18 protein-coding genes are annotated in these 19,519 nt (G+C 74.5%); 3 read left to right on the forward strand and 15 right to left on the reverse strand.

Going from position 1 to position 19,519, the window contains the following annotated elements; genetic code table 11:
- Positions 1–15: 15 nt before the first annotated feature.
- From ACRYM6_RS15345 to ACRYM6_RS15415, 15 genes are all read right to left on the reverse strand, one after another.
- On the reverse strand, positions 16–993 hold the full coding sequence (locus ACRYM6_RS15345) for a sugar phosphate isomerase/epimerase family protein (protein ID WP_432543752.1): 978 nt from the start codon (positions 991–993) through the stop codon (positions 16–18).
- On the reverse strand, positions 990–1,955 hold the full coding sequence (locus tag ACRYM6_RS15350) for a sugar phosphate isomerase/epimerase family protein (protein ID WP_432543753.1): 966 nt from the start codon (positions 1,953–1,955) through the stop codon (positions 990–992). Before ACRYM6_RS15350 ends, ACRYM6_RS15345 begins: the two co-directional genes overlap by 4 nt.
- Positions 1,956–2,011: 56 nt before the next feature.
- Positions 2,012–3,304: an ABC transporter substrate-binding protein gene (locus tag ACRYM6_RS15355; RefSeq protein WP_432543754.1), complete on the reverse strand. Its 1,293-nt coding sequence runs from the start codon at positions 3,302–3,304 to the stop codon at positions 2,012–2,014.
- 130 nt (positions 3,305–3,434) lie between these two features.
- On the reverse strand, positions 3,435–4,532 hold the full coding sequence (locus ACRYM6_RS15360; RefSeq protein WP_432543755.1) for a sugar phosphate isomerase/epimerase family protein: 1,098 nt from the start codon (positions 4,530–4,532) through the stop codon (positions 3,435–3,437).
- Positions 4,529–4,939, reverse strand: coding sequence for a C-glycoside deglycosidase beta subunit domain-containing protein (locus ACRYM6_RS15365; RefSeq protein ID WP_432543756.1), 411 nt, complete (start codon positions 4,937–4,939; stop codon positions 4,529–4,531). Before ACRYM6_RS15365 ends, ACRYM6_RS15360 begins: the two co-directional genes overlap by 4 nt.
- Positions 4,936–6,531 carry a GMC oxidoreductase gene (locus tag ACRYM6_RS15370; RefSeq protein ID WP_432543757.1) on the reverse strand — a complete coding sequence of 532 codons (1,596 nt, stop codon included), beginning with the start codon at positions 6,529–6,531 and terminating at the stop codon, positions 4,936–4,938. The genes ACRYM6_RS15365 and ACRYM6_RS15370 overlap by 4 nt, the downstream gene beginning before the upstream one ends.
- Positions 6,532–6,546: 15 nt before the next feature.
- The gene (locus ACRYM6_RS15375) at positions 6,547–8,028 is read right to left on the reverse strand and encodes an MFS transporter (protein WP_432543758.1); all 1,482 of its coding nucleotides are present in this window, start codon (positions 8,026–8,028) and stop codon (positions 6,547–6,549) included.
- A gap of 106 nt (positions 8,029–8,134) precedes the next feature.
- A complete protein-coding gene (locus ACRYM6_RS15380; RefSeq protein ID WP_432543759.1) occupies positions 8,135–9,154 on the reverse strand; it encodes a fumarylacetoacetate hydrolase family protein in 1,020 nt (339 codons plus the stop codon).
- Positions 9,151–10,164 carry an amidohydrolase family protein gene (locus tag ACRYM6_RS15385; RefSeq protein WP_432543760.1) on the reverse strand — a complete coding sequence of 338 codons (1,014 nt, stop codon included), beginning with the start codon at positions 10,162–10,164 and terminating at the stop codon, positions 9,151–9,153. The genes ACRYM6_RS15380 and ACRYM6_RS15385 overlap by 4 nt, the downstream gene beginning before the upstream one ends.
- Positions 10,161–11,291 (reverse strand): FAD-dependent monooxygenase, encoded by a 1,131-nt coding sequence (locus ACRYM6_RS15390; RefSeq protein WP_432543761.1) that lies wholly within the window; start codon positions 11,289–11,291, stop codon positions 10,161–10,163. The genes ACRYM6_RS15385 and ACRYM6_RS15390 overlap by 4 nt, the downstream gene beginning before the upstream one ends.
- A gap of 39 nt (positions 11,292–11,330) precedes the next feature.
- Positions 11,331–12,329, reverse strand: coding sequence for a cyclase family protein (locus tag ACRYM6_RS15395; protein WP_432543762.1), 999 nt, complete (start codon positions 12,327–12,329; stop codon positions 11,331–11,333).
- Complete coding sequence (locus tag ACRYM6_RS15400; RefSeq protein ID WP_432543763.1) at positions 12,326–13,297, reverse strand: fumarylacetoacetate hydrolase family protein; 972 nt, start codon at positions 13,295–13,297, stop codon at positions 12,326–12,328. The genes ACRYM6_RS15395 and ACRYM6_RS15400 overlap by 4 nt, the downstream gene beginning before the upstream one ends.
- Positions 13,298–13,560: 263 nt before the next feature.
- On the reverse strand, positions 13,561–14,577 hold the full coding sequence (locus ACRYM6_RS15405; RefSeq protein WP_432543764.1) for a VOC family protein: 1,017 nt from the start codon (positions 14,575–14,577) through the stop codon (positions 13,561–13,563).
- A 107-nt stretch (positions 14,578–14,684) separates the two neighbouring features.
- Positions 14,685–15,452, reverse strand: a complete 768-nt coding sequence (locus ACRYM6_RS15410; RefSeq protein WP_432543765.1) for a hypothetical protein — start codon at positions 15,450–15,452, stop codon at positions 14,685–14,687.
- Positions 15,449–16,498: a Gfo/Idh/MocA family protein gene (locus ACRYM6_RS15415; protein WP_432543766.1), complete on the reverse strand. Its 1,050-nt coding sequence runs from the start codon at positions 16,496–16,498 to the stop codon at positions 15,449–15,451. Before ACRYM6_RS15415 ends, ACRYM6_RS15410 begins: the two co-directional genes overlap by 4 nt.
- A 127-nt stretch (positions 16,499–16,625) precedes the next feature.
- On the opposite strand from ACRYM6_RS15415, the gene ACRYM6_RS15420 reads away from it, so the two are divergent.
- The 3 genes from ACRYM6_RS15420 (at position 16,626) to ACRYM6_RS15430 (ending at position 19,452) form a co-directional block, all read left to right on the forward strand.
- Positions 16,626–17,903: an ROK family protein gene (locus tag ACRYM6_RS15420; protein ID WP_432543767.1), complete on the forward strand. Its 1,278-nt coding sequence runs from the start codon at positions 16,626–16,628 to the stop codon at positions 17,901–17,903.
- Between the two features lie 63 nt (positions 17,904–17,966).
- Positions 17,967–18,374, forward strand: coding sequence for a C-glycoside deglycosidase beta subunit domain-containing protein (locus ACRYM6_RS15425; RefSeq protein WP_432543768.1), 408 nt, complete (start codon positions 17,967–17,969; stop codon positions 18,372–18,374).
- A 31-nt stretch (positions 18,375–18,405) separates the two neighbouring features.
- Positions 18,406–19,452, forward strand: coding sequence for a restriction endonuclease subunit R (locus ACRYM6_RS15430; protein ID WP_432543769.1), 1,047 nt, complete (start codon positions 18,406–18,408; stop codon positions 19,450–19,452).
- The last annotated feature ends 67 nt before the right edge of the window (positions 19,453–19,519 follow it).

Here is a 19,519-nt window from a genome sequence, read left to right on the forward strand (position 1 = left end):
GCTGTCCGGCCGCCGTCAGCCCTTCGGGGACAGCCCCAGCTCGTGCTGGAGGAACCAGGAGTTCAGCATCGCCATCTCCGCCGGCTCCCCCGCGTGGTCGCTCTCCACCACGACCCAGCCGGGGTGGGAGTGCTCCCGCAGCGCGGCGACGAAACCCTTCACGTCGACGAGCCCGCCCTCGGCGCCGAGCTCGTAGAACCACCGCTCGATGCGGCGGCCGGCCCCGCCGCGCAGCATGGTGGCCTCCGCCCCGGGCATCAGGTGCTCCTCACCGGTGTCGCGGTGCAGGGTGTCCTTGAGGTGCACGTGGACCACCCGCTCGTGGTGGTCGCGGTAGAAGGCGACCGGGTCGATCCCGGCGATCGTGAACTCGGCCGTGTCGAGGGCGAGCCCGACGGTCGCGGGGTCGGTGAGGGACAGGAAGTGCTCGACCTGCTCGCGCGAGTGGATCCCAGACAGGCAGTCGTGGTGCACGGCGAGCCGGACCCCGGCCTGCGCCGCGCGCTGGCCCACCCGGTTCCACAGCCCGGCGAGCCGGGCGATCGCGTCGCCGTCCAGCGGCCCGGTCATCCAGGCCGATCCGGCGGGGCGCACCACGAGCACCTCCCCGCCGACGGCGGCGAGGAAGTCGACGTAGGGCCCGGCGGCGTTGACGATCCAGTCGGCGCGGGACGGGTCGACGGCCAGCACGAACTCGTACCCCTCCTCCTCGACCGGCAGGCCCGGGTCCCAGAACATGCTGGAGACCCCCGCCACCCCGGCCGAGGACAGGAAGCGGCGGAAACCGTCGACGCTGCCGTGGTTGAGCAGGATGACCTCGGGACGGCCCAGGTTGTCCCACCGCCCGCCGGTGTCGGCGTGCAGCTCGACGTGGTCGAACCCGAGCCCCGACAGCGTCCGCAGGGCGCGCTGCTGGTGCTCGTGCCGGATGAAGACGTCCATCCGGTAGTTCCACTGGTTCAGCGCGTACGACCAGCGCAGGGTGTCCTTCATCGCGCGGTGAGCTCCTTCCGGGCCGCCGCCTCGGCGTCGGCGAGCACGGTGTCGATGTACCACTTGGCGACGCAGGTCGCCTCGGCGTAGCTGCCGCCGTGGGTATCGGCCTTGTCGTGCTCGACGGTCAGCCAGCCGTCGTACCCGGAGGTGACGATCTCGCGCATCAGCGCCGGGAAGTCGACCAGCCCTCCCTCGGTGCCCATCTCGTAGAACCAGCGGTCCACGCCCGGGGCCATCGCCTCGGGGTCGGGGGGCGTGCGGTACAGCTCGCCGGGGTCGACAGTGTGCGTGTCCTTGAAGTGGAACCCCGAGCAGCGGTCCCGGTAGTCGCGGAACATCTCGACCGGGTCGACGCCGGCGATGGTGTGCTGCGCGGTGTCGCAGAAGAAGAACACCGCCTCGGGGTCGGAGTACCGGAAGAACAGGTCGAGCTGCTCGCGGGTCCGGATCGCGCCCCAGAACTCGAAGTGGCACGTCGTCTTCATCCCGTGCCGCAGGGTCATCGCGCCGACCCGGCTCCACAGGTCGGCGATGGCCTTGATCTTGTCGTCGGTCACCGGCTCGGTCTGGAAGTGCGTGCTGGTGGGCATGACGATGAAGTTCTCCACCGCGAGCCCGTCGAGCTGCTGCACGGTGCGCTCGGAGTCGGCGAAGATGCGGTCGTGGGTGTCCCGGTCGTGCGGGGACGTGTGCTTCGTCGCCGACGGGTAGGCCGTGAAGACCCCCGTGATCTTCTCCATGCCCACCTCGCGCAGCCGCGCCTCGAAACCGGCGAGGGAGCCGTACATCCCGGCCAGCGTCGGGAGCGTGAAGAAGAACGTGTCGAACCCCTTGAAGCCGGCGGCGGCCAGCTGCTTGAGGTACCGGTCCATGTAGGCCCGGTTGAAGTCGGGCCGCACCGGCCCCTGCGGCGTGCGGGTGACCCAGTGGTCCATGTACGACCACTTCGTCCAAGCCATGCGGGGAGTCCTCTCGTGGTGTCGTGCTGCTCTGCGGAGCCGGTGCGGTGCCGGGCTCAGCTGTCCCAGGCGGCGTCCATGGCCTTCAGCACGTCGTCGATGCTCTTCTGCCCGGTGAGCAGGCCCTGGCCCCCGGTCTGCAGGGCGTCGTAGACGGACGGGTTGGGCCAGATGTTGTTGGGCAGCGGGGCGTACGCCTGCTCCTTCAGCAGCGGGGCGACGTCCTCGTAGATCGTGCCGGTGAAGTCGAGCTGGTCGAAGTTGGAGACCGGCAGCTCCCCGGAGATCTCGTAGTACTTCTGCTGCTGGGCGGGCTCGGCCAGCCAGTCCATGAACGCAGTGACGGCCTCCTTCTGCTCCGACGCCGCGTTCATCGACAGCGTGTAGTTGGAGCTGCCGAGCACGACCGCCTCGCCGCCGTCGGCGGCCGGGAAGGGCTCGACGGCGAAGTCGGCCTCCTTCGGGGCGGCGCGGGAGATCTCCACGGCCGCGCCGCTAGGGATGAAGCTCGCGACGGACGTGCCCTGCGCCAGGCCGTTGGTGATGGCGTCGAACCCGGCCCCGACGGCCCCGGGCTGGAAGCACTTCGCCTCGTTGAGGTCGAGGAAGGTCTGCAGGGTGTCCTTCCAGCCCTGGCTCCCGGCGAAGGTCGTCGTGCCGTCGGCGCGCTGCTGGTTCCAGTCCGGCGTGGGGCCGTAGACGCGCGTGGCGGAGATGCCCTGGATGGTGAGCCCGACGTTGGGGCCGGCGGCCCCGGCGAGCACCATGAGCGACCCGCCCTGCTCGGCCATCGTGCCGCAGGCGGCGGTGAGCTCGTCCATGGTCTTCGGGAAGTCGGTGATGCCCTTCTGGGTCGCGGTCCCGCGGCTGGCGACCAGGGCGCCCACGGTGAAGTCCAGCGGCTGCCCGTACACCTTCCCGTCGACCTCGTAGACGGACTCGCTGCCCTCCAGGACCAGCGACTTCGCGGTGTCCCCGAGCGGTTCGAGGAAGCCGGCCTCGGCGAGCGGGATGAGGCCCCGGGCGTCCCCGCTGCCGGGCGTCGTCTGGATGAGGTCCGAGGCGTTGCCACCTTGGAGCTGGGTGCGGATCGTCTCGCCGTACCGGTCGTTGGGCACCGGGTTGGTCTGGATGGTGACGTCCGGGTGGGACTCCACGTACGAGTCCGCGAGGGTCTGGTACGGGCTCTCGAGGTTGTTGGACGTCGCGAAGGTGAAGGTGAACTTCGTGCCGCCCCCGGAGCCGTTGTCCGTGCCGCTGCTGCCGGAGCAGCCGGTGAGGACGAGCGCGGCCGCGATCGGGGCGGCGATGAGGGCTCGGCGGGAGGTGGAGGCGTGGACTGTGGGCATTCGCTGCAGCCTCTCTGACTTCGTCGTCAGCGGCTCGACGGAGCCGCATGCTGAGGGTTCGAGTATCACCGCTCACTGCAGGAAAAACACATAAGTCTTGCGGATGCGCGGCATAAGTGGGGTCGAGCCGTCAGGTCCGGGCCGTCACCGGGGCGTGCAGCAGAGCGCGCGCGCGGTCGGCGTCCACGACCACCCGCGACCCCGCCGCCTCGGCCGCGGCCCGCTGGAGAGCCTGCTCGGCGCGGACCAGCGCGAAGGGGTCGTCCCAGTGGTTCCAGTGCCACCCCTCGTACTCGCTGGAGACCGCACCGCTGTACCCCTGGCGCACCAGCAGCTCGACGAGGTCGGCGACCGGCACCGACGGCTCCTGCCCGTCCGCGTCGATGCCGAAGAACTTGGCGTGCACGTGCCGGATCCACGGCGCGATCTCCCGCCAGCCGTCCACCGGGGCCGGCCCGAACAGCCCCGTCCCCGCGATCGCGACGTCGACGCCCAGGTCGGGCCGGCCGTGCTCGGCGGCCAGCGCGACGAAGCGGCCGAACCGCTCCCCGTGCTCGCGCTGGTCCGCCGGCGGCCCGAGCCGGGCGAACTCCTCCCACCGCGCCACGACGGCGGTGCAGAACGCCTCCGGGGCTCCCCGGCGCCGGTACGCCTCCAGCAGCGACGGCGCGAAACCGCTCACCGTGGCGCCCCAGTCCATCGTGAACCCCAGGAACGGCGACCCCAGCTGCTCGTAGCGCTCCCGCAGCGCCCGGATCCGGGGGTGGGCGGCGTACTGGTCGGCGTGCACCTCCAGCGCCAGCACCACCCCGTGCTCCTCGGCGACCGGCGCCAGCCGCTCCATCGAGTCCGGGCTCAGCGAGATCTGCACCCGCGCCAGCGGGAACCCGAGCTCGGCCGCGGCGCGGATCTGCGCCCGCATGTACTCGACCAGCTCGTCCTGCGTCAGCAGCCGGTCCCGGCGCAGGCCGATGTCCGCGTTGATCGACAACGCCGAGGGCACCAGGCCGAGCTCGCCGACCAGGTCGCGGAACCAGCCAGAGAACCCCGGGGCCAGCCGGGGGAAACCCCGCAGGCTGCCGAAGCCGACCATCTCCAGCCCGGGGCCGAGCCCCTCGGCGGCCACCGCGCGCAACAGCGACTCCAGGTCGTGCTCCCGGGCGTGGAAGGGCCGGGTGAAGCTGTAGAGGGTGACGCCCTGCACCGGCGTCCCCAGCGGCCCGCTCACGCCGGCACCGCCGTCGTGGCCGTCATGGACTTGCGGTCGTGCTCTTCGATGCGCAGCACCTGCGACTCCGAGATGACGATGTAGGGGATGTACAGGGACAGGTCGACCTCGACGACGTGCTCGGCCCCGGGGTCGCCGGTCAGGGCCAGGTCCCCGGACAGGACGGCCGAGTCGGCCGGGAACCACCAGTCGTCGGTGCGCGGGACGAGTTCGGCGAACGTGGAGCGGTGCCCGTTCACCTCCCAGCGCAGGGAGTCCGGGGGCACCTCGACCCCGTCGACGCGCAGCGCCGCACCGGCGACGCACGAGGCCGGCAACGCCCGGTACCACGGCAGGCGGACCTCCACCGACACGCGCGAACCGTCCCGGCGCAGGGTCCCGGCCTCGATCAGCCGGTCGGGGATCACGCCTGCCCGCCCAGGGTCCGCGCCAGCGCCCGCGCCCCGCGCACGGCGATCGCCAGGCTCATCAGCGTGGGGTTCACGGTCGTGGCGGTGGGGATGGTGCCGTTGCCCCCGACGTGCAGGTTCTCGAAGCCCCAGACCCGGGAGTCGGGGTCGGCGACCGACGTGCCGTCGTCGTGCTGACCGATCCGGGTGGTGCCCTGGTAGTGCAGGCTGGAACCGGGCGGCAGCAGCCGCGGCGGGGCCACGAAGACGCCCAGGGCGTCCCCGGCGCGGCGCAGCCGCCGCGTCGCGGCCTCGATCTCCGCCTCCTCGGCCCCGGTGAGGCCGTACTCGATGGTCATGGTGGGCAGACCGCGGTAGTCGAGCTCGTCGTCGTCGAAGGTGACGCCGTCCTCCACCCGGGGCTGCTTGCGCATGCCGTACCCCATGTTCACGTAACCCCACCGGTTCCCCGCGTGCGGATTGGAGGGGTCGAGCTGGAAGGGCGGCACCTCGGCGTACATGACCTGCAGCGAGAACGGGTGGTCCGGCTCGGAGTACGGGATGCGGTTCACCGCCGCCACCGGGTCGGCCGCGTTCTGCGACCGGCGGGCCAGTTCGGCGTCCAGCTCGGCCTCGGTGGCGAACCGGCTCATCCGCTCCCCGTCGAGGGCCACCGTGGAGATGACCACGGGGTGCTCGGTGAGGTAGCGCCCCAGCGCGGGCGGACGGATGCCGGAGGCCCACAGCAGCTGCGGGGTGCGGAACGCGTCGGCGGCGACGACCACCGCGTCGGCGGCGAACGTCGACGTCTCGCGGGTGCGCAGGTCCTCCACCCGGACGCCGGTGACCCGGCCGTCCCGGTGCTCCACCGCGCGCACGAACGAGAGGTCGCGCAGCTCGAAGCGCTCCGACAGCGACGACGCCGGGTCGGCCAGCGGCCCCAGCACGGTGTCGGCACCGGCCCACTGCATCGACCCGTCCGGTTGCGGGTCACCGGCCACCGGCAGGGTGCCCACGCCCCGCCCGGGCGGCAGCTCGGCCCCGAACTCCTCCTCCAGCAGGGCCCGGATCGCCGCCCCCACCGGGGAGTCGGAGAACGCCGAGCTCTGGGCGTGCAGCAGCTCCTCGGCGCGGGTGATCAGCTCCTCCCACTCGTGCTCGGGCAGGAACGGCACCTTCTCGGCGCCCTCGGGGCGCGGGATCGCGCACGTCCAGTGCGCCCCCATCCCGCCGACGTTCGTGGAGGCGGCCGCGGCGGGGAACGTCGGGGCGTGCCCGGTGCCCTCCCCGCCGAAGTCGATCAGGTGGGTCCCCTCGCGGGCGGTGAACATCCCCTCTACCGCGACCCCGGCGGGCAGGCCCAGGTCCTCGCGGTGGGTCCCGGACTGCGGCCCCTGCGACATCTCCCGGGCCCGCTGCTTCTCCGCCGGGTCGGCGATGTTGCGGACGCTCTGGCCGGGGGTCTTGGTGAGCTGCGGGCCTGCCTCGAACACCACGACCCGGGCGGTCGGGTGGTTCTCCAGGACCTCGCGGGCGTAGGCGCAGCCGATGGGGCCGCTGCCCACGACCGCGACCACGGGGTGCGGGGAGCTGCTGCTGGCGGTGGTCATGGTTCGTCCTCTCGGTCAGACGGCGATCGGGTCGGCGGCCGACGGCTGCTCGTCGGGGAGCCGGCCGGGGGGCAGGAGGAGCGCGGCGACGAGCCCGAGGGCGTACGTCACCGCGAGCGCGAGGAAGACGGGTGAGAACACCTCGACGTAGGCCGAGGCGATCTGCGCCTGCACGGCGGCGGGTGCGGCGGCCGCCACCTGCGGGGTGAGGCCGGAGACGTCGAGGCCGGCCGGCAGCAGGGCCGCGACGCCGAACCCGACGACCCCGCCGATCACGGCGGTGGTCACGCTGACGCCGATCTGGCGGACGAGGTTGACCGCGGCGGTCGCCCGGCCGATCTCGGCGCGCGGCACGGCGCTCTGCACGACGGCGAGGACGAGGTTCATGAACGCGCCGGTGCCCGCCCCGACGGCGAACATGACGACCACCGGCACCCCCAGCGGCAGGCCGACCGGCAGGAACGCCATGACGAGCAGACCCAGCGCCGAGGTGGCGGTGCCCAGGACGGCGAACACCCGGTACCGGCCCGTCCGGGAGGCGGCCCGGCCGGTGAGCAGGCTCGTCACCAGCATCCCGAACACCGTCGCGATCGCGACGAGGCCGGACACCGTCGCGCTCACGCGGTACGCCATCTGGAAGTAGGTGGGCAGGTAGGAGACCACGGAGAACAACCCGACCCCGACGACGGCGGACAGGGCCGCGCCGGCCGCGAAGCGGCGGTCGGCGAACGCCCGCAGCGGGACGACCGGGGAGTCCGCGCGCAGCTCGACCCGCAGGAACGCCGCGAACGCGACGGCGGCGACGGCGAACGCGACGGTGCTCGCGTGCCCGGCCGGGGGTTCTGCGGTCCACGTCACGGCGAGGACGAGCGCGACGAGCGCCGTGGCGGACGTGAGCGCCCCGGCACCGTCGACGCGGCGCCGGGGAGCCGGCGCGAGGTGCGGGACGGCGACGGCGGCGAGCGCGAGGGCGGCCAGGCCGACGGGCACGTTGATCCAGAACACCCACCGCCAGCCCCAGTGGTCGGTGATCAGCCCCCCGAGGAGGGGACCGACGAGGATCGCGACGGGGAAGGCGGCGCCGATGACGGCGAGGTACCCGGGCCGCTGCCGGGGCGTGGTGACCTGGGCGACGATGGTCTGCGACATCAGCTGCAGGCCGGCCGACGCGGCGCCCTGCACGATCCGGGCCGCGGTGAGCCAGGTCATGTCGGGCGCCAGGCCGCAGCAGGCCGAGGCGGCCAGGAAGGCCACCAGCGACGTGAGGAAGACCCGGCGCGGGCCGGCCGTGTCGCCGAGCTGGCCCAGCACCGGCAGCAGCACCGTGCTGGCGACGGTGTAGCCGACGACCACCTGGGACAGGTGCTCGAGGGCTCCGAGGTCCCCGGCGATGGTGGCCAGCGAGGTGGACACGACGGTGTGGTCGAGGGCCCCGAGGAAGGAGACGGACAGGAGGGAGGCGACCAGGAGGCGGAGCCTGGTGAGGGAGAGGGTCATGTGGGGGTGCCCGATCGATCGGGCCGTCGACGCGACGGGGTGTGCCGACGGGGCGGCGACGGCCCGTCGGACGAGCTCCCGGGGGAGCTCCGACGTCGTGTCCACCTTACCCGCTTCGGTCGGTATCGGACAGAAGTACGGGGGTTCCTCCCCGGTGCCGGTTCCGGGGCCGGGGGCGGGCGGCCGGGACGGCCGGGGCCGGCACCGCCGGTCCCACGACCGTGCGCAGTTCCCCGATCCCCTCGATCCACAGCGACACGGTGTCGCCCTCGCGCAGCGGCGGCGGGTCCAGGGCGCCGCGACGGCCCCACAGCTCGCCCAGGCAGCCGCCGTTCCCCGTCGTCCCCGACCCCAGCACGTCCCCGGGGACCACCCGGGAGTTCCGGGAGGCGTAGGCGACGAGCTCGGGCAGCGGCCAGCCGGCGTTGGAGACGAGGTCCTCCCCGACGAGCTCGCCGTTGACGCGCGCCCGGGCGCGCACGGCGAGGAAACCCTCCTCGTCCAGGAAGCCGTGCAGCTCGTCGGCGGTCACGATCCACGGACCCAGCGAGGTCCCGAAGTCCTTGCCCTTGGCCGGGCCGAGGCGCACCTTCATCTCCCGCGCCTGCAGGTCCCGGGCCGACCAGTCGTTCATCACCGTGTACCCGAAGACGTGCTCCGCGGCGCGTGCCGGCGTGAGGTTCGTCCCGTCGGACCCCTCCACCGCGCCGATCACGACGGCGATCTCGAGCTCGAAGTCGAGCCGTTCGGTCACCGGCGGCGAGACCGGGTCGGCCGGGCCGAGGACGGTGTGCGGGTTCGTGAAGTAGAACGTCGGCGCCTCGTACCACTGCGGCACGACCTCGCTGCGGCCGTCGACGGAGGCGCTGACGCCCTCGACGTGCTCCTCGAAGGCGACGAAGTCGCGGATGGCGGCCGGGACCAGGGGGCTCAGCAGCATCACCTCCGCCAGCGGCGCGCCGTCACCGGCGTCGAGCCCCTCGTGCAGGCGCAGCGCCGCGGGCAGCCCCGCCGCGAGGACCTGCGCGACGCTCAGGCCGCCGGGGAAGGGGACCACCCGGTCCCCCACCACGAAACCCTCCCCGACCGTCGCGGAACCGCTGTGGCGCCAGCGCGCGATCCTCACGCCGACACCCGCGCGTCCAGGAGGTCCACCGCGTTCTGCTCCAGCACGCGGCGGGTGTCCTCCTCCCCCAGGCCGGCCGAGCGCACGAACCCGACGGGGTCGTCCAGGCCCATGTCGAACGGGAAGTCGCTGCCGAGCAGGACCCGCGAGGCCCCCGCGACGGCGACCAGGGCGCGCAGCGCCGCCTCGTCGTGCACGACGGTGTCGAACCACAGGCGGCTCAGGTACGTCGAGGGCGGGTGCGCGCAGCCCCGCGCCTCCGGCCGGACCGCCCAGGCGCGGTCGCTGCGGCCGATCGCCGTCGGCAGGTACCCGCCGCCGTGCGCGGCCAGGACGCGCAGGTCCGGGTACCGGTCCAGCACCCCCGAGAAGACGAGGTGCGAGAGCGCCACGGCGTTCTCGACGGGCTGGCCGACCGTGTTCGACAGGTAGAAGCGGTCCAGGCGCTCGTCGAGGCTACAGCCGAAGGGGTGCAGGAACACGACGGCGCGCAGTTCCTCGGCGCGGGCCCAGAACGGTTCCAGGCGGGGGTCGGACAGTTCCACGTCCCCGGCCGTGGAGGAGATCTCCACCCCGGCCAGACCGCGCCCGAGCACCGCGTCGTCGAGGTACTCGACGAGCCGCTGCGGGTGCTGCAGGGGCACGACGCCGAGGCCGGTGAGCCGGTCGGGGGCCTGCGCGACGTGCTCGGCGACGAGCCGGTTCGTCTCCCCCGCGACCCACACCGCCAGCCCCTCGGGGGCCCACGGGTAGAAGTGGTTCGGGGACACGCTCACCCACTGCCGGTCCACCCCCTGGGCGTCCATCGCGGCGAGGCGGGCACCGGCGTCGGTGAGCCGGCCGAACCGCTCGCCGATCATCGCGCCGGAGGCCTTCAGGCTCTCGGGGCCGTTGCGGCGCGCCTCCAGCTCGGCGGCGGCGGCCACCAGTTCCGGGGCGCGCTGCTCGACGGCCGCGTGCAGCCCGGGCAGCAGGACGTGGGCGTGGACGTCCACGGTCGCGCCGCTCACGCCGGGACCGCCATCCGGTGCGCGATGCCGGCCATCAGGCCGGGCACGTCGGCGTCGCGGACCCCGTCGAGCTGCCACTGCCCCAGCTGGACCGAGGCGCGCACGACGGCCTCGGCGCGCGGCCGGCGCCGGTGGTGGAACTCGTCCCACAGGTCCTGGTCGACGTGCGGGCGGTCCAGCAGCAGCTCGGTGAGGACCAGGGCGTCCTCTAGGCCCTGCGCGGCGCCCTGGGCGATGGTGGGCGGGCAGGAGTGCGCCGCGTCGCCGATGACGACGACGCGCCCGCGGTTCCACGGGCCCTCGACGAGGTGGTGGGTGAACCAGGTGTAGTTCGCGCTGGCGCCGCGCTCGAGGTCGGCGCGGACGGCGTCCCAGGGGCCGCCGTAGGCCCGGGACTGCTCGACCATGATGCGGGTCGCCTCCTCGTCGCCGACGCCGAAGCGGTCCTGCGCGGCCTCGACGAGGAAGGCGTACATCGAGTCCTCCCCGGTGGGGGTGTACCCCGCGATGAACGCCGGTCCGCCGTAGTACAGCTCGCTGCGCACCACCTCCGCGGGGCGGGAGACGAACGTGCGCCAGATCCCCATGCCCGTCGGCTGCGGCCGGGTCGTGATCCCGATGAGGCCGCGCACCGTGGAGTTCAGGCCGTCCGCGCCGATGACGACGTCGTAGGCGCCCAGGGGTTCCCCGGCGGACAGCACGACCGAGTCGCCGCGGTCCTCGACGGCGCTGACCTCGACGCCGAACCGCACCCGGGCCCCGGCCCGCTCGGCGTGGGCCAGCAGGATCCGCGCCAGCTCGGCCCGGGGCATGCCCATCGCGGCCGGGTAGTCCGGGCCGCCGGTCTTGACGTCGGGCAGCTGCGCGACCACCGGGGCACCGGGGCCCGGGGCCCGCAGGGTCAGCCCCTCGAAGGGGTACCCGGCGGCCCGCAGGTCGTCCCAGGCGCCGAGCGCGTCGAAGACGCGCAGCGCGTTGCCCTGCAGGGAGATGCCGGACCCGAGGGCGCTGAGCTCGGGCCGGGCCTCGAACAGGTCGACCTCGACCCCGCCCTTGGCGAGCTGGATGGCGGCCGCCAGCCCGGCGACCCCGCTGCCGACGATCGCGGCCTTCTGGACTGCACTCATGTCAGAACCTCGGTGTTCTCGGTGGTGTCGTCGTGGCGGTCAGAGTACGGCGACGGGGTTGATCGGCGATCCGACGGCCCCGGTGATCGGCAGCGGCGCCGCCGACAGCAGGAAGTCCCACCGGCCCCGGACCGCGCAGGCGTCCGCCAGGGCGTCGAGGTTCCACATCTCCCCTATGGTCAGGCCCGTGTTGGGGATGACGACCTGGTGCAGCGGCTGGAACGCGGGGACGTCGAACTCGTTGGGCCGCACCTCGAAGCCCCAGGTGTCGGTGGCGACGGCGGCCAGCTCGGTGCGGTGCAGCCAGCCGGCCGTGGTCAGCGACAGCCCCGGGGCGGGCCCGCCCGCGTACTCGCCCCAGCCCTCGCGCCGGGTCCGGGCGTACTGGCCGGTCCGCACCAGCAGGATGTCGCCCCGGCCCAGGGCGCTGGAGGGGCCCTGGGCCCGCTGGCACGCCTCCAGCTCGGCCACGGTGATCGGGTGGCCGTCGGGCAGTTCCCCGGTGTCCGGGGCGAGGTGGCGGCCCACGTCGAGCAGCACCCCGCGCGAGACGACCACCGCGGCGGCGTGCTCGATGCCCGTCACGAGGTCGCCGTCGCTGGTCACCACGTCACCGGCGCGCCGCCCGTTCCAGGCGCTGCCCCGGTCGAAGATGTGCCCCAGGCCGTCCCACTGCGTCGAGCACTGCAGCGGCATCGCGATCACGTCGTCGGCGCCGCCGATCCCGTGCGGGAAACCCTGCTTGCCGTGCTCGGCCTCCAGCCCGGTGTCGATCATCGTGTGGACGGGGTTCGTGCGCCGCCGCCACCCCTTCTGGGGCCCGTCGGCGTCGAACGCCTGCGCCAGGGAGAACACCTCCCCGGTGCGGACGAGGGCGGCGGCCTCGACGCGCTTGGCGCCGTCGATGAAGTTCAGGGTGCCCAGGACGTCGTCCTCGCCCCAGCGCCCCCAGTTGCGGTACGCCTGCGCCCGGGCCGCGACCTCCCCGTCGGGGTCGCGGCGGTCCAGGTCGCGCGGGTCCTCGGCGGGGGTGCTCACACCGCCCCCTGCGCCACGCAGCGCACGACCTGCGTCCCCAGTCCGGCGATGGTGCCGGTCATGACGTCCCCGTCGCGCAGGAACCGCTTCCAGTGCTGGCCGTTGCCGGCCGGGCTGCCGGTGAGCAGCAGGTCGCCGGGCAGCAGCGGCATCGTCCGCGACGCCCCGGCGACCAGCGCCGGGACGTCGAACAGCAGGTCGGAGGTCGACGCGTCCTGCATGGTCTGGCCGTTGAGGTCCAGGCGCACCCCCAGGTCGGCGGGGTCGGCGAAGTGCGCGGGCACGAGGAACGGCCCGGTGGGCAGGAAGCCCGGCGCGTTCTTGGCCCGGTACCAGTCGGTGCCGATCTCCTTCATGTCCTTGCGGAACACCAGGTCTCGCGTGGTGACGTCGTTGACGACCGTCCAGCCCGCGACGTGCGCCATCGCGTCCTCGCGCGAGACGCCGAACGCCTCGCGGCCGATGACGACCGCCAGTTCCAGCTCCCAGTCGTGCACCTCGCTGTACGCGGGCAGCACGAGCGGCACGTCGTCGCCGACGACGCACGCGGGCAGGCCGATGAAGAAGTACGGTTCACCGTCCGCAGCGCGGGCGTCCATCATCCGCGCGGCGAACTCGCGGGCCTGTTCCGGCGTCCGGTCGCCGTTCTGCGTCAGGCCCGCCGCGACGAGCTCGATGACGTGCTGGCGGTAGTTCGCGCCGGTCTGCAGCACCTGCCGCGGCTCGACCGGCGCGGTGAGGGTGACGTCGGCCAGCGGGCGCCACTCCCCCTCCGGCGCGGCGGCCAGCGCGCCGATCCGGTCCCAGTCCGGGTCGGCCAGGAACGCGTTGAGCCCGTCCGCACCGAGGTCCTCCCGGCTCAGGGGACGGACCCGGTCCCCGGCGACCACGCCGAGGTGGACCCGGTCGCCGTGGCGGAACCGGGCGAGGGCGAAGGGGGCGGTCAGGCCGTGTGACGACGTCGTCAAGGGGTGCTCCTGGGGTGCGGACGAACGGGTGCGGGGGGGGGGGGGGGGGGGGGGGGGGCGGGCGGGCCGCGGGGGGGGGGGGGGGGGGGCGGCCGGGGGGGGGGGTGGGGGGGGGGGCGGGGGGCGGCGCGGTGCGCGGCGCCGCGGCGGGGCGGAGGTCATGCCGTCGCTGGAGGCGGCCCCCCCGCCCCCCCCCCCCCCCCCCCCCCCCCCCCCCCCCCCCCCCCCCCCCCCCCCCCCCCCCCCCCCCCCCCCGGGGTGGGTCAGCCGCGGCCCTGCACGGCGTACGGGTTGAGCAGCGCCTCGCGGATCTCCTCGGGCACGCCCTCCTCGGTCGCGCTCGGGCCGTCCGCCGGCGGGAACGACTCGGTCATCGACATCGGCATGGCGCCGTTGCGGTAGAAGTTGTTCGACCCCTGCGACGGCGTCCAGGTGTTCGGCTCCCAGTCCGGGACGTAGTTCCGGTAGCCGCCGGTGTTGAGCTCGATCCGCAGGGTCGAGGGTTCGCGGTAGTACAGGAAGTTCTGCTCGCCGATGCCGTGGATCGAGGGACCGTACTCGATCGGGATCCCGTTCTCCATGAGCACGTCCGCGGCGATGAGCAGTTCCTCGCGGGTGTCGACCCAGAACGCGTAGTGGTTGACGCGGCCGGCGCGGGTGGAACCGTCCAGGACGACGCCGAGGTCGTGCGACTTCTCGTTCGTGGTGAGCACCGAGAACACCGAGACGGGCGCCTCGTCGAGGACGGTGCGGGCCATGGTGCGGAACCCGAGGACCTCGTCGTACCACCTGGCGAACGCGTCGACGTCGCTGGTGGCGACGGTGACGTGGTCGAGCTGGCGCGGGGCACCGGCGACGGAGCTGCGCCGGGCGGGGCGGTCGGGGTAGATCGAGGCGGTGCGCGCCGGGGCGGTGTGGCGCTCGACGTCCCAGTGCAGGGTCATGCTGTGGCCCCAGGGACCGACGAAGCGCAGGGCCTTGCCGATGCGGTACCCGTCGAACCACTCGACGTCGACACCGGCGGCCTGCAGGCGGCGGGCGGCCTCCTCGAGGGCCTCGGCGCTGGACGTGCGCCAGGCCATCGTCTCCAGGGACGGCTCGTCGCCGGGCACGACGACGACCGAGTAGGCGTAGTAGTCGCCCCAGCAGCGCAGGTAGACCCTCCCGTCCTCGCGGGCGACCTCGGTGAGCCCGACGTGCGTCGTGTAGAACTCCACCGACGCCTCCACGTCCGGCGAGGTGATCGCGACGTACGACAGGTGCGAGAGCAGCTTGATCATCTTCGATCCTTTCTCGGCGCCGGAGTTTCGGCGACCCTTCGTCCACTATCCGACCGAAGTGGTGCCGGGCGGAAGCGGATGTCGTGGATGCCGAGCATCGGTGCGGTTTATGGCCGCAGCGCCGCCACGACCCGGCCCGCGACCGCCTCGTCCGCCGCGAACCCGGCCAGGTCCGGCAGTGCGCCGTCGCCCCCGTCCTCCAGCGCCCCGACCACGGCGCGCAGCGCCGCCCGGACGCCGTCCTCGTACCGCTGCGGCAGCACCAGGGTCCCCCGGGCGTCGGTGACCGCGACCTCGCAGCGCCCGGTCGCCTCGTCGGCGCGGACCTCGGTGCGGGCCGGCCCGATCCCGACGACGGTCAGCGCGGTGGGTGACCCGGCCCGTCCCACGGCCAGCGCGAGGCTGACCGGCGTCCCGGCCGTCGAGGTGGCGGTGACGAGCACGGCCGCGGCACCGCTCCAGACGTCCTCCACGACCAGGGCGGCCCCGGCGAGGTGGCGGGCCCAGCCAGCCGCGTCCCGCACGGCGGTGGCAGCGCGGGACGCGGCGGCGGTGACGTCGGCCACGACCAGGTGCGCCACCCCCGCCGGGGCGGGTGCGGTCCAGTCGTCCAGGTGGGGGCGGCACAGCGCGAGGGGCCCGCCGACGGCGGCCAGCGCCTCGACCCGGTCCACCGGCGCGGCCGACGGCGCGACGACCACGGCGCCGCAGGCCCCCTCGGCGAAGGACCGCTCGACCTCCCGCCACCACGGCCCCGCACCGTCCAGCACGCACACCGCACCGGCGGGTGAGTCCACCGGGACCACCCGGGGCACCAGTTCGTCCACCGCGCCGCGCCAGCGCGCGTCGGCGACGTGGACGGGCCGGGGGCTCACGCGGACGCCCCGTCGAGCACGAAACGCTCGGCGGCGTCGGCGATCGCGACGACCTGCTCGGCGTCGGCGAGCACCTCGGCGTACTCGGCGCCGTGGCCGCCGCGCAGCAGGTCGGCCAGGGCGGTCCACTCCGCGACGTACCCGTCGACGGGTTCGACGGGGTAGCGGGTGCACCGGCCCGCGGCGTCACGGACGCTCACCCGGGCGCTGCCCGCGTGGACGAACGGGGGCGGGAACTCCACCTCGACCCGGTCCCCGGCGGTGTGGACGGTCAGACGCCACAGCGTGTCCGCCCCTTCGGCGACCATGACGGCGCTGAAGCGGACGAGGGCGCTGCCGGCGCGCAGCACCAGGTCCAGGCCCAGCGGCGCCACCGCCCGCGCGTGCTCGACCCGTTGCGGGGCCGGCAGCAGGTCCCGCACCAGCGGCAGGTCGTGCACGGCGAGGCCGACCACGAGCTGGCGCACGAGCCCGGCGCGCACGGCCGCGACGGACAGGTCCAGCGGCGGCCGGCCCCCGCTCCCGCCCCCCGCTCGCGGTGCGGCGCCGGAGACCACCGCGTGGTACCGGCTGTTCGGCGCGAGCGCGAGCGTCGCGGTCACCGCCACGACCGGTTCGCGCAGCGCGTCGACGTGGTGCTTGGCGCGCGCCCACGCGGGGTCGAACAGGTGGTTGGTGCCCACCACGAGCGCGACGCCGGCCTCGGCGCAGGCGCCGACCGCGCGGCGCGCGTCCCCGGCGGTGGTGGCGAGGGGTTTCTCGCAGAACACCGCCCGCTTGCCCGCCGCGACGGCGTCCAGCACCTGCCCGGCGTGCAGCGCGGGCGGGCTGCACACCGCGACGACGTCCACCTCGGGGTCGGCGAGCAGGTCGGCGGTCCCGGTCGAGGCGCGGGCCCCGAACGCCTGCGCGATCGCGGCCGCCCGGCCGCTGCCGGCGTCGGCGACGTGCGCGAGGCGGAACGTCCCCCCCGTCCGCGCGAGGACCGGGGCGTGCAGGGCCGCGACGCCCGGTCCGGCGCCGATGATGCCCACGCCCCACGTCATGGCGGTCCTCCTGTGCTGGGTGCTGCGACGTCGACTTAGGCGCGAAAGAGGCGGAAGAGGCGCCGACACGAACTGTAGGGGGAGTTCCCCGTGCACCACCACACCGCGCGCCGTGTCAAGATCGAGCATGGCCAGCGCCTCCACCCTGCGTTTCGGCGCCCAGACCGACGAGGTCACGAGCCTCCTGCGGATCGTCAACATGGTCCGGCTCGGCGAGGCCACCACCCGCCCCGAGATCGGGCGGGTCACCGGTCTGGGCCGGGGGGTGGTGTCCCAGCGCGTCGAGCACGCCATCGAGCGGGGTTTCCTGGAGGACGCCGAGTTCGCGCCGTCCTCCGGCGGCCGGGCGCCGCGCACCCTCAGGTTCCGGTCCGAGCAGGGGCTCCTCGTCGTCTGCGCCCTCGGCGGGCTGCACGTGCACGTCGGGGTCACCACCCTCGATGGGCGGATCCTCGACCAGGCGCACCGGGACTGGGACATCACCCGCGGGCCCGAGGAGACGCTGTCGACCGCTGCCGAACTCGTCGACGGGCTGCTGCGGCGGCTGTCGCCCGCCCCGCCGCTGTGGGCCGTCGTGGTCGGCGTCCCCGGCCCCGTCGACTTCGAGACCGGGCGTCCGGTGGCCCCGTCCATCATGCCGGGCTGGAACGGTTTCGACGTCCGCGGTCGGTTCGAGGAGCACTTCGGCGCCCCCGTCTGGGTCGACAACGACGTGAACCTGCTGGCCCTCGCCGAGCGCGGCCGTCCCGGCCACGGCGACCGCGACCTCGTGTACTGCAAGATCGGCAACGGGATCGGTGCGGGTTTCCTGTCCCGGGGGCACCTGCACCGCGGCAACAACGGCGCCGCGGGCGACATCGGTCACGTCCGCGTGACCGGTTCCCAGGCCCGGTGCCGGTGCGGGCGGGTCGGGTGCCTGGAAGCCGTCGCCGGTGGCTGGGCCCTCGTCCGCGACGCCCGGGCGGCGGTCGCCGACGGCGCGCACGGCGTCCTGGCCGACCGGGTCGCGGCGGGCGGCGGGATCACCCCCGAGGCCGTCGCCCGGGCGGCGGCGGACGGTGACGCCCTCGCCATCACGCTCGTCCAGCACGCCGCCCACGTCGCGGGCGAGGCGATCGCCACCCTGGTCAACGTCTTCAACCCCGCCGTCATCGTCGTCGGCGGCGCCGTCGCCGCCGCGGGGGAACTCTTCCTCGCCGGTGTGCGCCAGCGCGTCTACGAACTGTCACTGCCCCTGGCCACGCGGGACCTCGTCGTGGTGAACTCGGTCGCGGACGTCCGTGAACCGCTGCGCGGCGGGGTCCAGCTCGCCGAGGAGCAGTTGTTCGACGTCACCTTCCCGCGCTGGTTCGCCGACGGCCGCCCCACGGTCGCCGCGGTCCACGGGACGCCCGCCGCGACCTGACTCCCCGGACACCGCCGGGGAGGTGGGTGCCCGTCCCCACCGCGACACGAGGGAGTGCCCGCCATGACGTCCGCCCTGCGCCCCGACGCGCTGTCCTCCGCCCCCGGCGGCTTCGCGATCCGCCTCTCGCTGCCCTGGATCCGGTCCCTGCCGTTGGCCTGCCTGACCCGGCTGACCGTCGAGGTCGACGGGCGCGCGGTCGCTCCCCGGATCCGGCGGGGCCACCGCGACGTGGGGCCCGACGAGCTGCGCGAGGAACCGGGCTGGTGGTTCGTGCAGGACCGCGTCGTCCTGCACGTCGCCGGCCCCCTCACCCCCGGCCCGCACGACGTGGCGGTGACGTTCGCCCTGGTGATCCCCTACCTCCAGGGCCCCCCGACCGCCCCGCTGACCCTGCCCTTCCACGACGCGCGCACCCTGGAGCTGGACGCCGCGCCGACCCGCCCGACCGTCTCGCTCGACGTCGCCTGAGACGCCCGAGCCGGAACCCCGAGGAGCACTCGTGACCCTGTCCGGAACCGCGCCCGGAACCGCGCCCGGAACCCTGCCCGAGGGGTGGGCGCTGTCCGCCAGCGCCTTCAACCTCACCCCCGCCCTCGTCGCGGCCGAGGAGTCAGCACCCGACCTCGCCCTCTCCCTGGTGCGCCGCGGCATCGCCCGCGACGTCGAGGTGGAACTCGGCCAGCTGTGGCGCAGCTTCCCCCGGCCCGGGCGGGAGGAGGCCGAGGCGCTGCGCGCCGACCTCGCCCGGCACGGCGGCCGCGTCAGCATCGTCGGGGTCAGCATCGACGACTGGGCGGACTCCCGGCGCCGGCGGACCGACGAGGAGCGGTTCGCCTTCCTGGAACCGCAGCTGCGAGCCGCGGCCGCGCTGGGGGCGGCCGCGGTGCGGCTGCCGATCGGCCAGGCCGGACCGGTGCTGCTGCCCCGGCTCGTGCCGCTGCTGCACGAGCTGGACCTGGTGCTGTTCGAAGAGGTGCAGGGCGGTCAGGCCCCGGACCACCCCGCGCACGCGCCGGCGTACGCGCTGATCTCCGACCTCGACGACCCCCGGGTCCGGGTGCTGCTGGACATCAGCATGCTCATGCCCGCGTTGCCAGTGACCTACCTGGCGGAGCTGTCGCGCGCGGGCCTGCCCGCGGACCTGCTGCGCCGGCTGGAGGACCAGTGGCGCGACCCCGGCACGGACGCGGCCGTGCGGGACCTGCTGGTCTCCGGGGGCGTCCCGGCGCGGGTGCACACGCTGTACATGGACCTGCTGGTGCGGTTCGGGCGGTCCGACGTCACCGACCTCGACGCCGTCCTGCCGCTGGTGGGGGCCGTCCACCTGAAGTTCTGGGACCTCGACGACAGCGGCGGCCGGGTGTCGGAGCCGTTGCGCACGGTCGCCTCGGCGTTGCACCGCAACGGGTTCACCGGGACGCTGTGCAGCGAGTGGGGTGGGCACGAGTGGCTGGACGCCGACCCGTGGGAGGTGACGCGCTCGCACCTGGACCTGGCGGGGGCGGCGCTGGCCTGGGGTGCCGCCGACCGCGGCGCGCGGGTGTGACGCACGGCGGAGGGGCCGGCCACCGGCCGGCCCCTCCGTCGTCCCCTCCCGCGGTTCTCCGTGCGGT

This window comes from Kineococcus rugosus (assembly GCF_050871975.1).
GTDB lineage: Bacteria > Actinomycetota > Actinomycetes > Actinomycetales > Kineococcaceae > Kineococcus.

Excerpts from the sequence above, each read along its gene's own strand:
- ACRYM6_RS15345 (WP_432543752.1), bottom strand. The coding sequence starts at position 993 with ATGAAGGACACCCTGCGCTGGTCGTACGCGCTGAACCAGTGGAACTAC.
- ACRYM6_RS15350 (WP_432543753.1), bottom strand. The coding sequence starts at position 1,955 with ATGGCTTGGACGAAGTGGTCGTACATGGACCACTGGGTCACCCGCACG.
- ACRYM6_RS15355 (WP_432543754.1), bottom strand. The coding sequence starts at position 3,304 with ATGCCCACAGTCCACGCCTCCACCTCCCGCCGAGCCCTCATCGCCGCC.
- ACRYM6_RS15370 (WP_432543757.1), bottom strand. The coding sequence starts at position 6,531 with ATGACCACCGCCAGCAGCAGCTCCCCGCACCCCGTGGTCGCGGTCGTG.
- ACRYM6_RS15375 (WP_432543758.1), bottom strand. The coding sequence starts at position 8,028 with ATGACCCTCTCCCTCACCAGGCTCCGCCTCCTGGTCGCCTCCCTCCTG.
- ACRYM6_RS15390 (WP_432543761.1), bottom strand. The coding sequence starts at position 11,291 with ATGAGTGCAGTCCAGAAGGCCGCGATCGTCGGCAGCGGGGTCGCCGGG.
- ACRYM6_RS15405 (WP_432543764.1), bottom strand. The coding sequence starts at position 14,577 with ATGATCAAGCTGCTCTCGCACCTGTCGTACGTCGCGATCACCTCGCCG.
- ACRYM6_RS15415 (WP_432543766.1), bottom strand. The coding sequence starts at position 16,498 with ATGACGTGGGGCGTGGGCATCATCGGCGCCGGACCGGGCGTCGCGGCC.
- ACRYM6_RS15420 (WP_432543767.1), top strand. The coding sequence starts at position 16,626 with ATGGCCAGCGCCTCCACCCTGCGTTTCGGCGCCCAGACCGACGAGGTC.
- ACRYM6_RS15425 (WP_432543768.1), top strand. The coding sequence starts at position 17,967 with ATGACGTCCGCCCTGCGCCCCGACGCGCTGTCCTCCGCCCCCGGCGGC.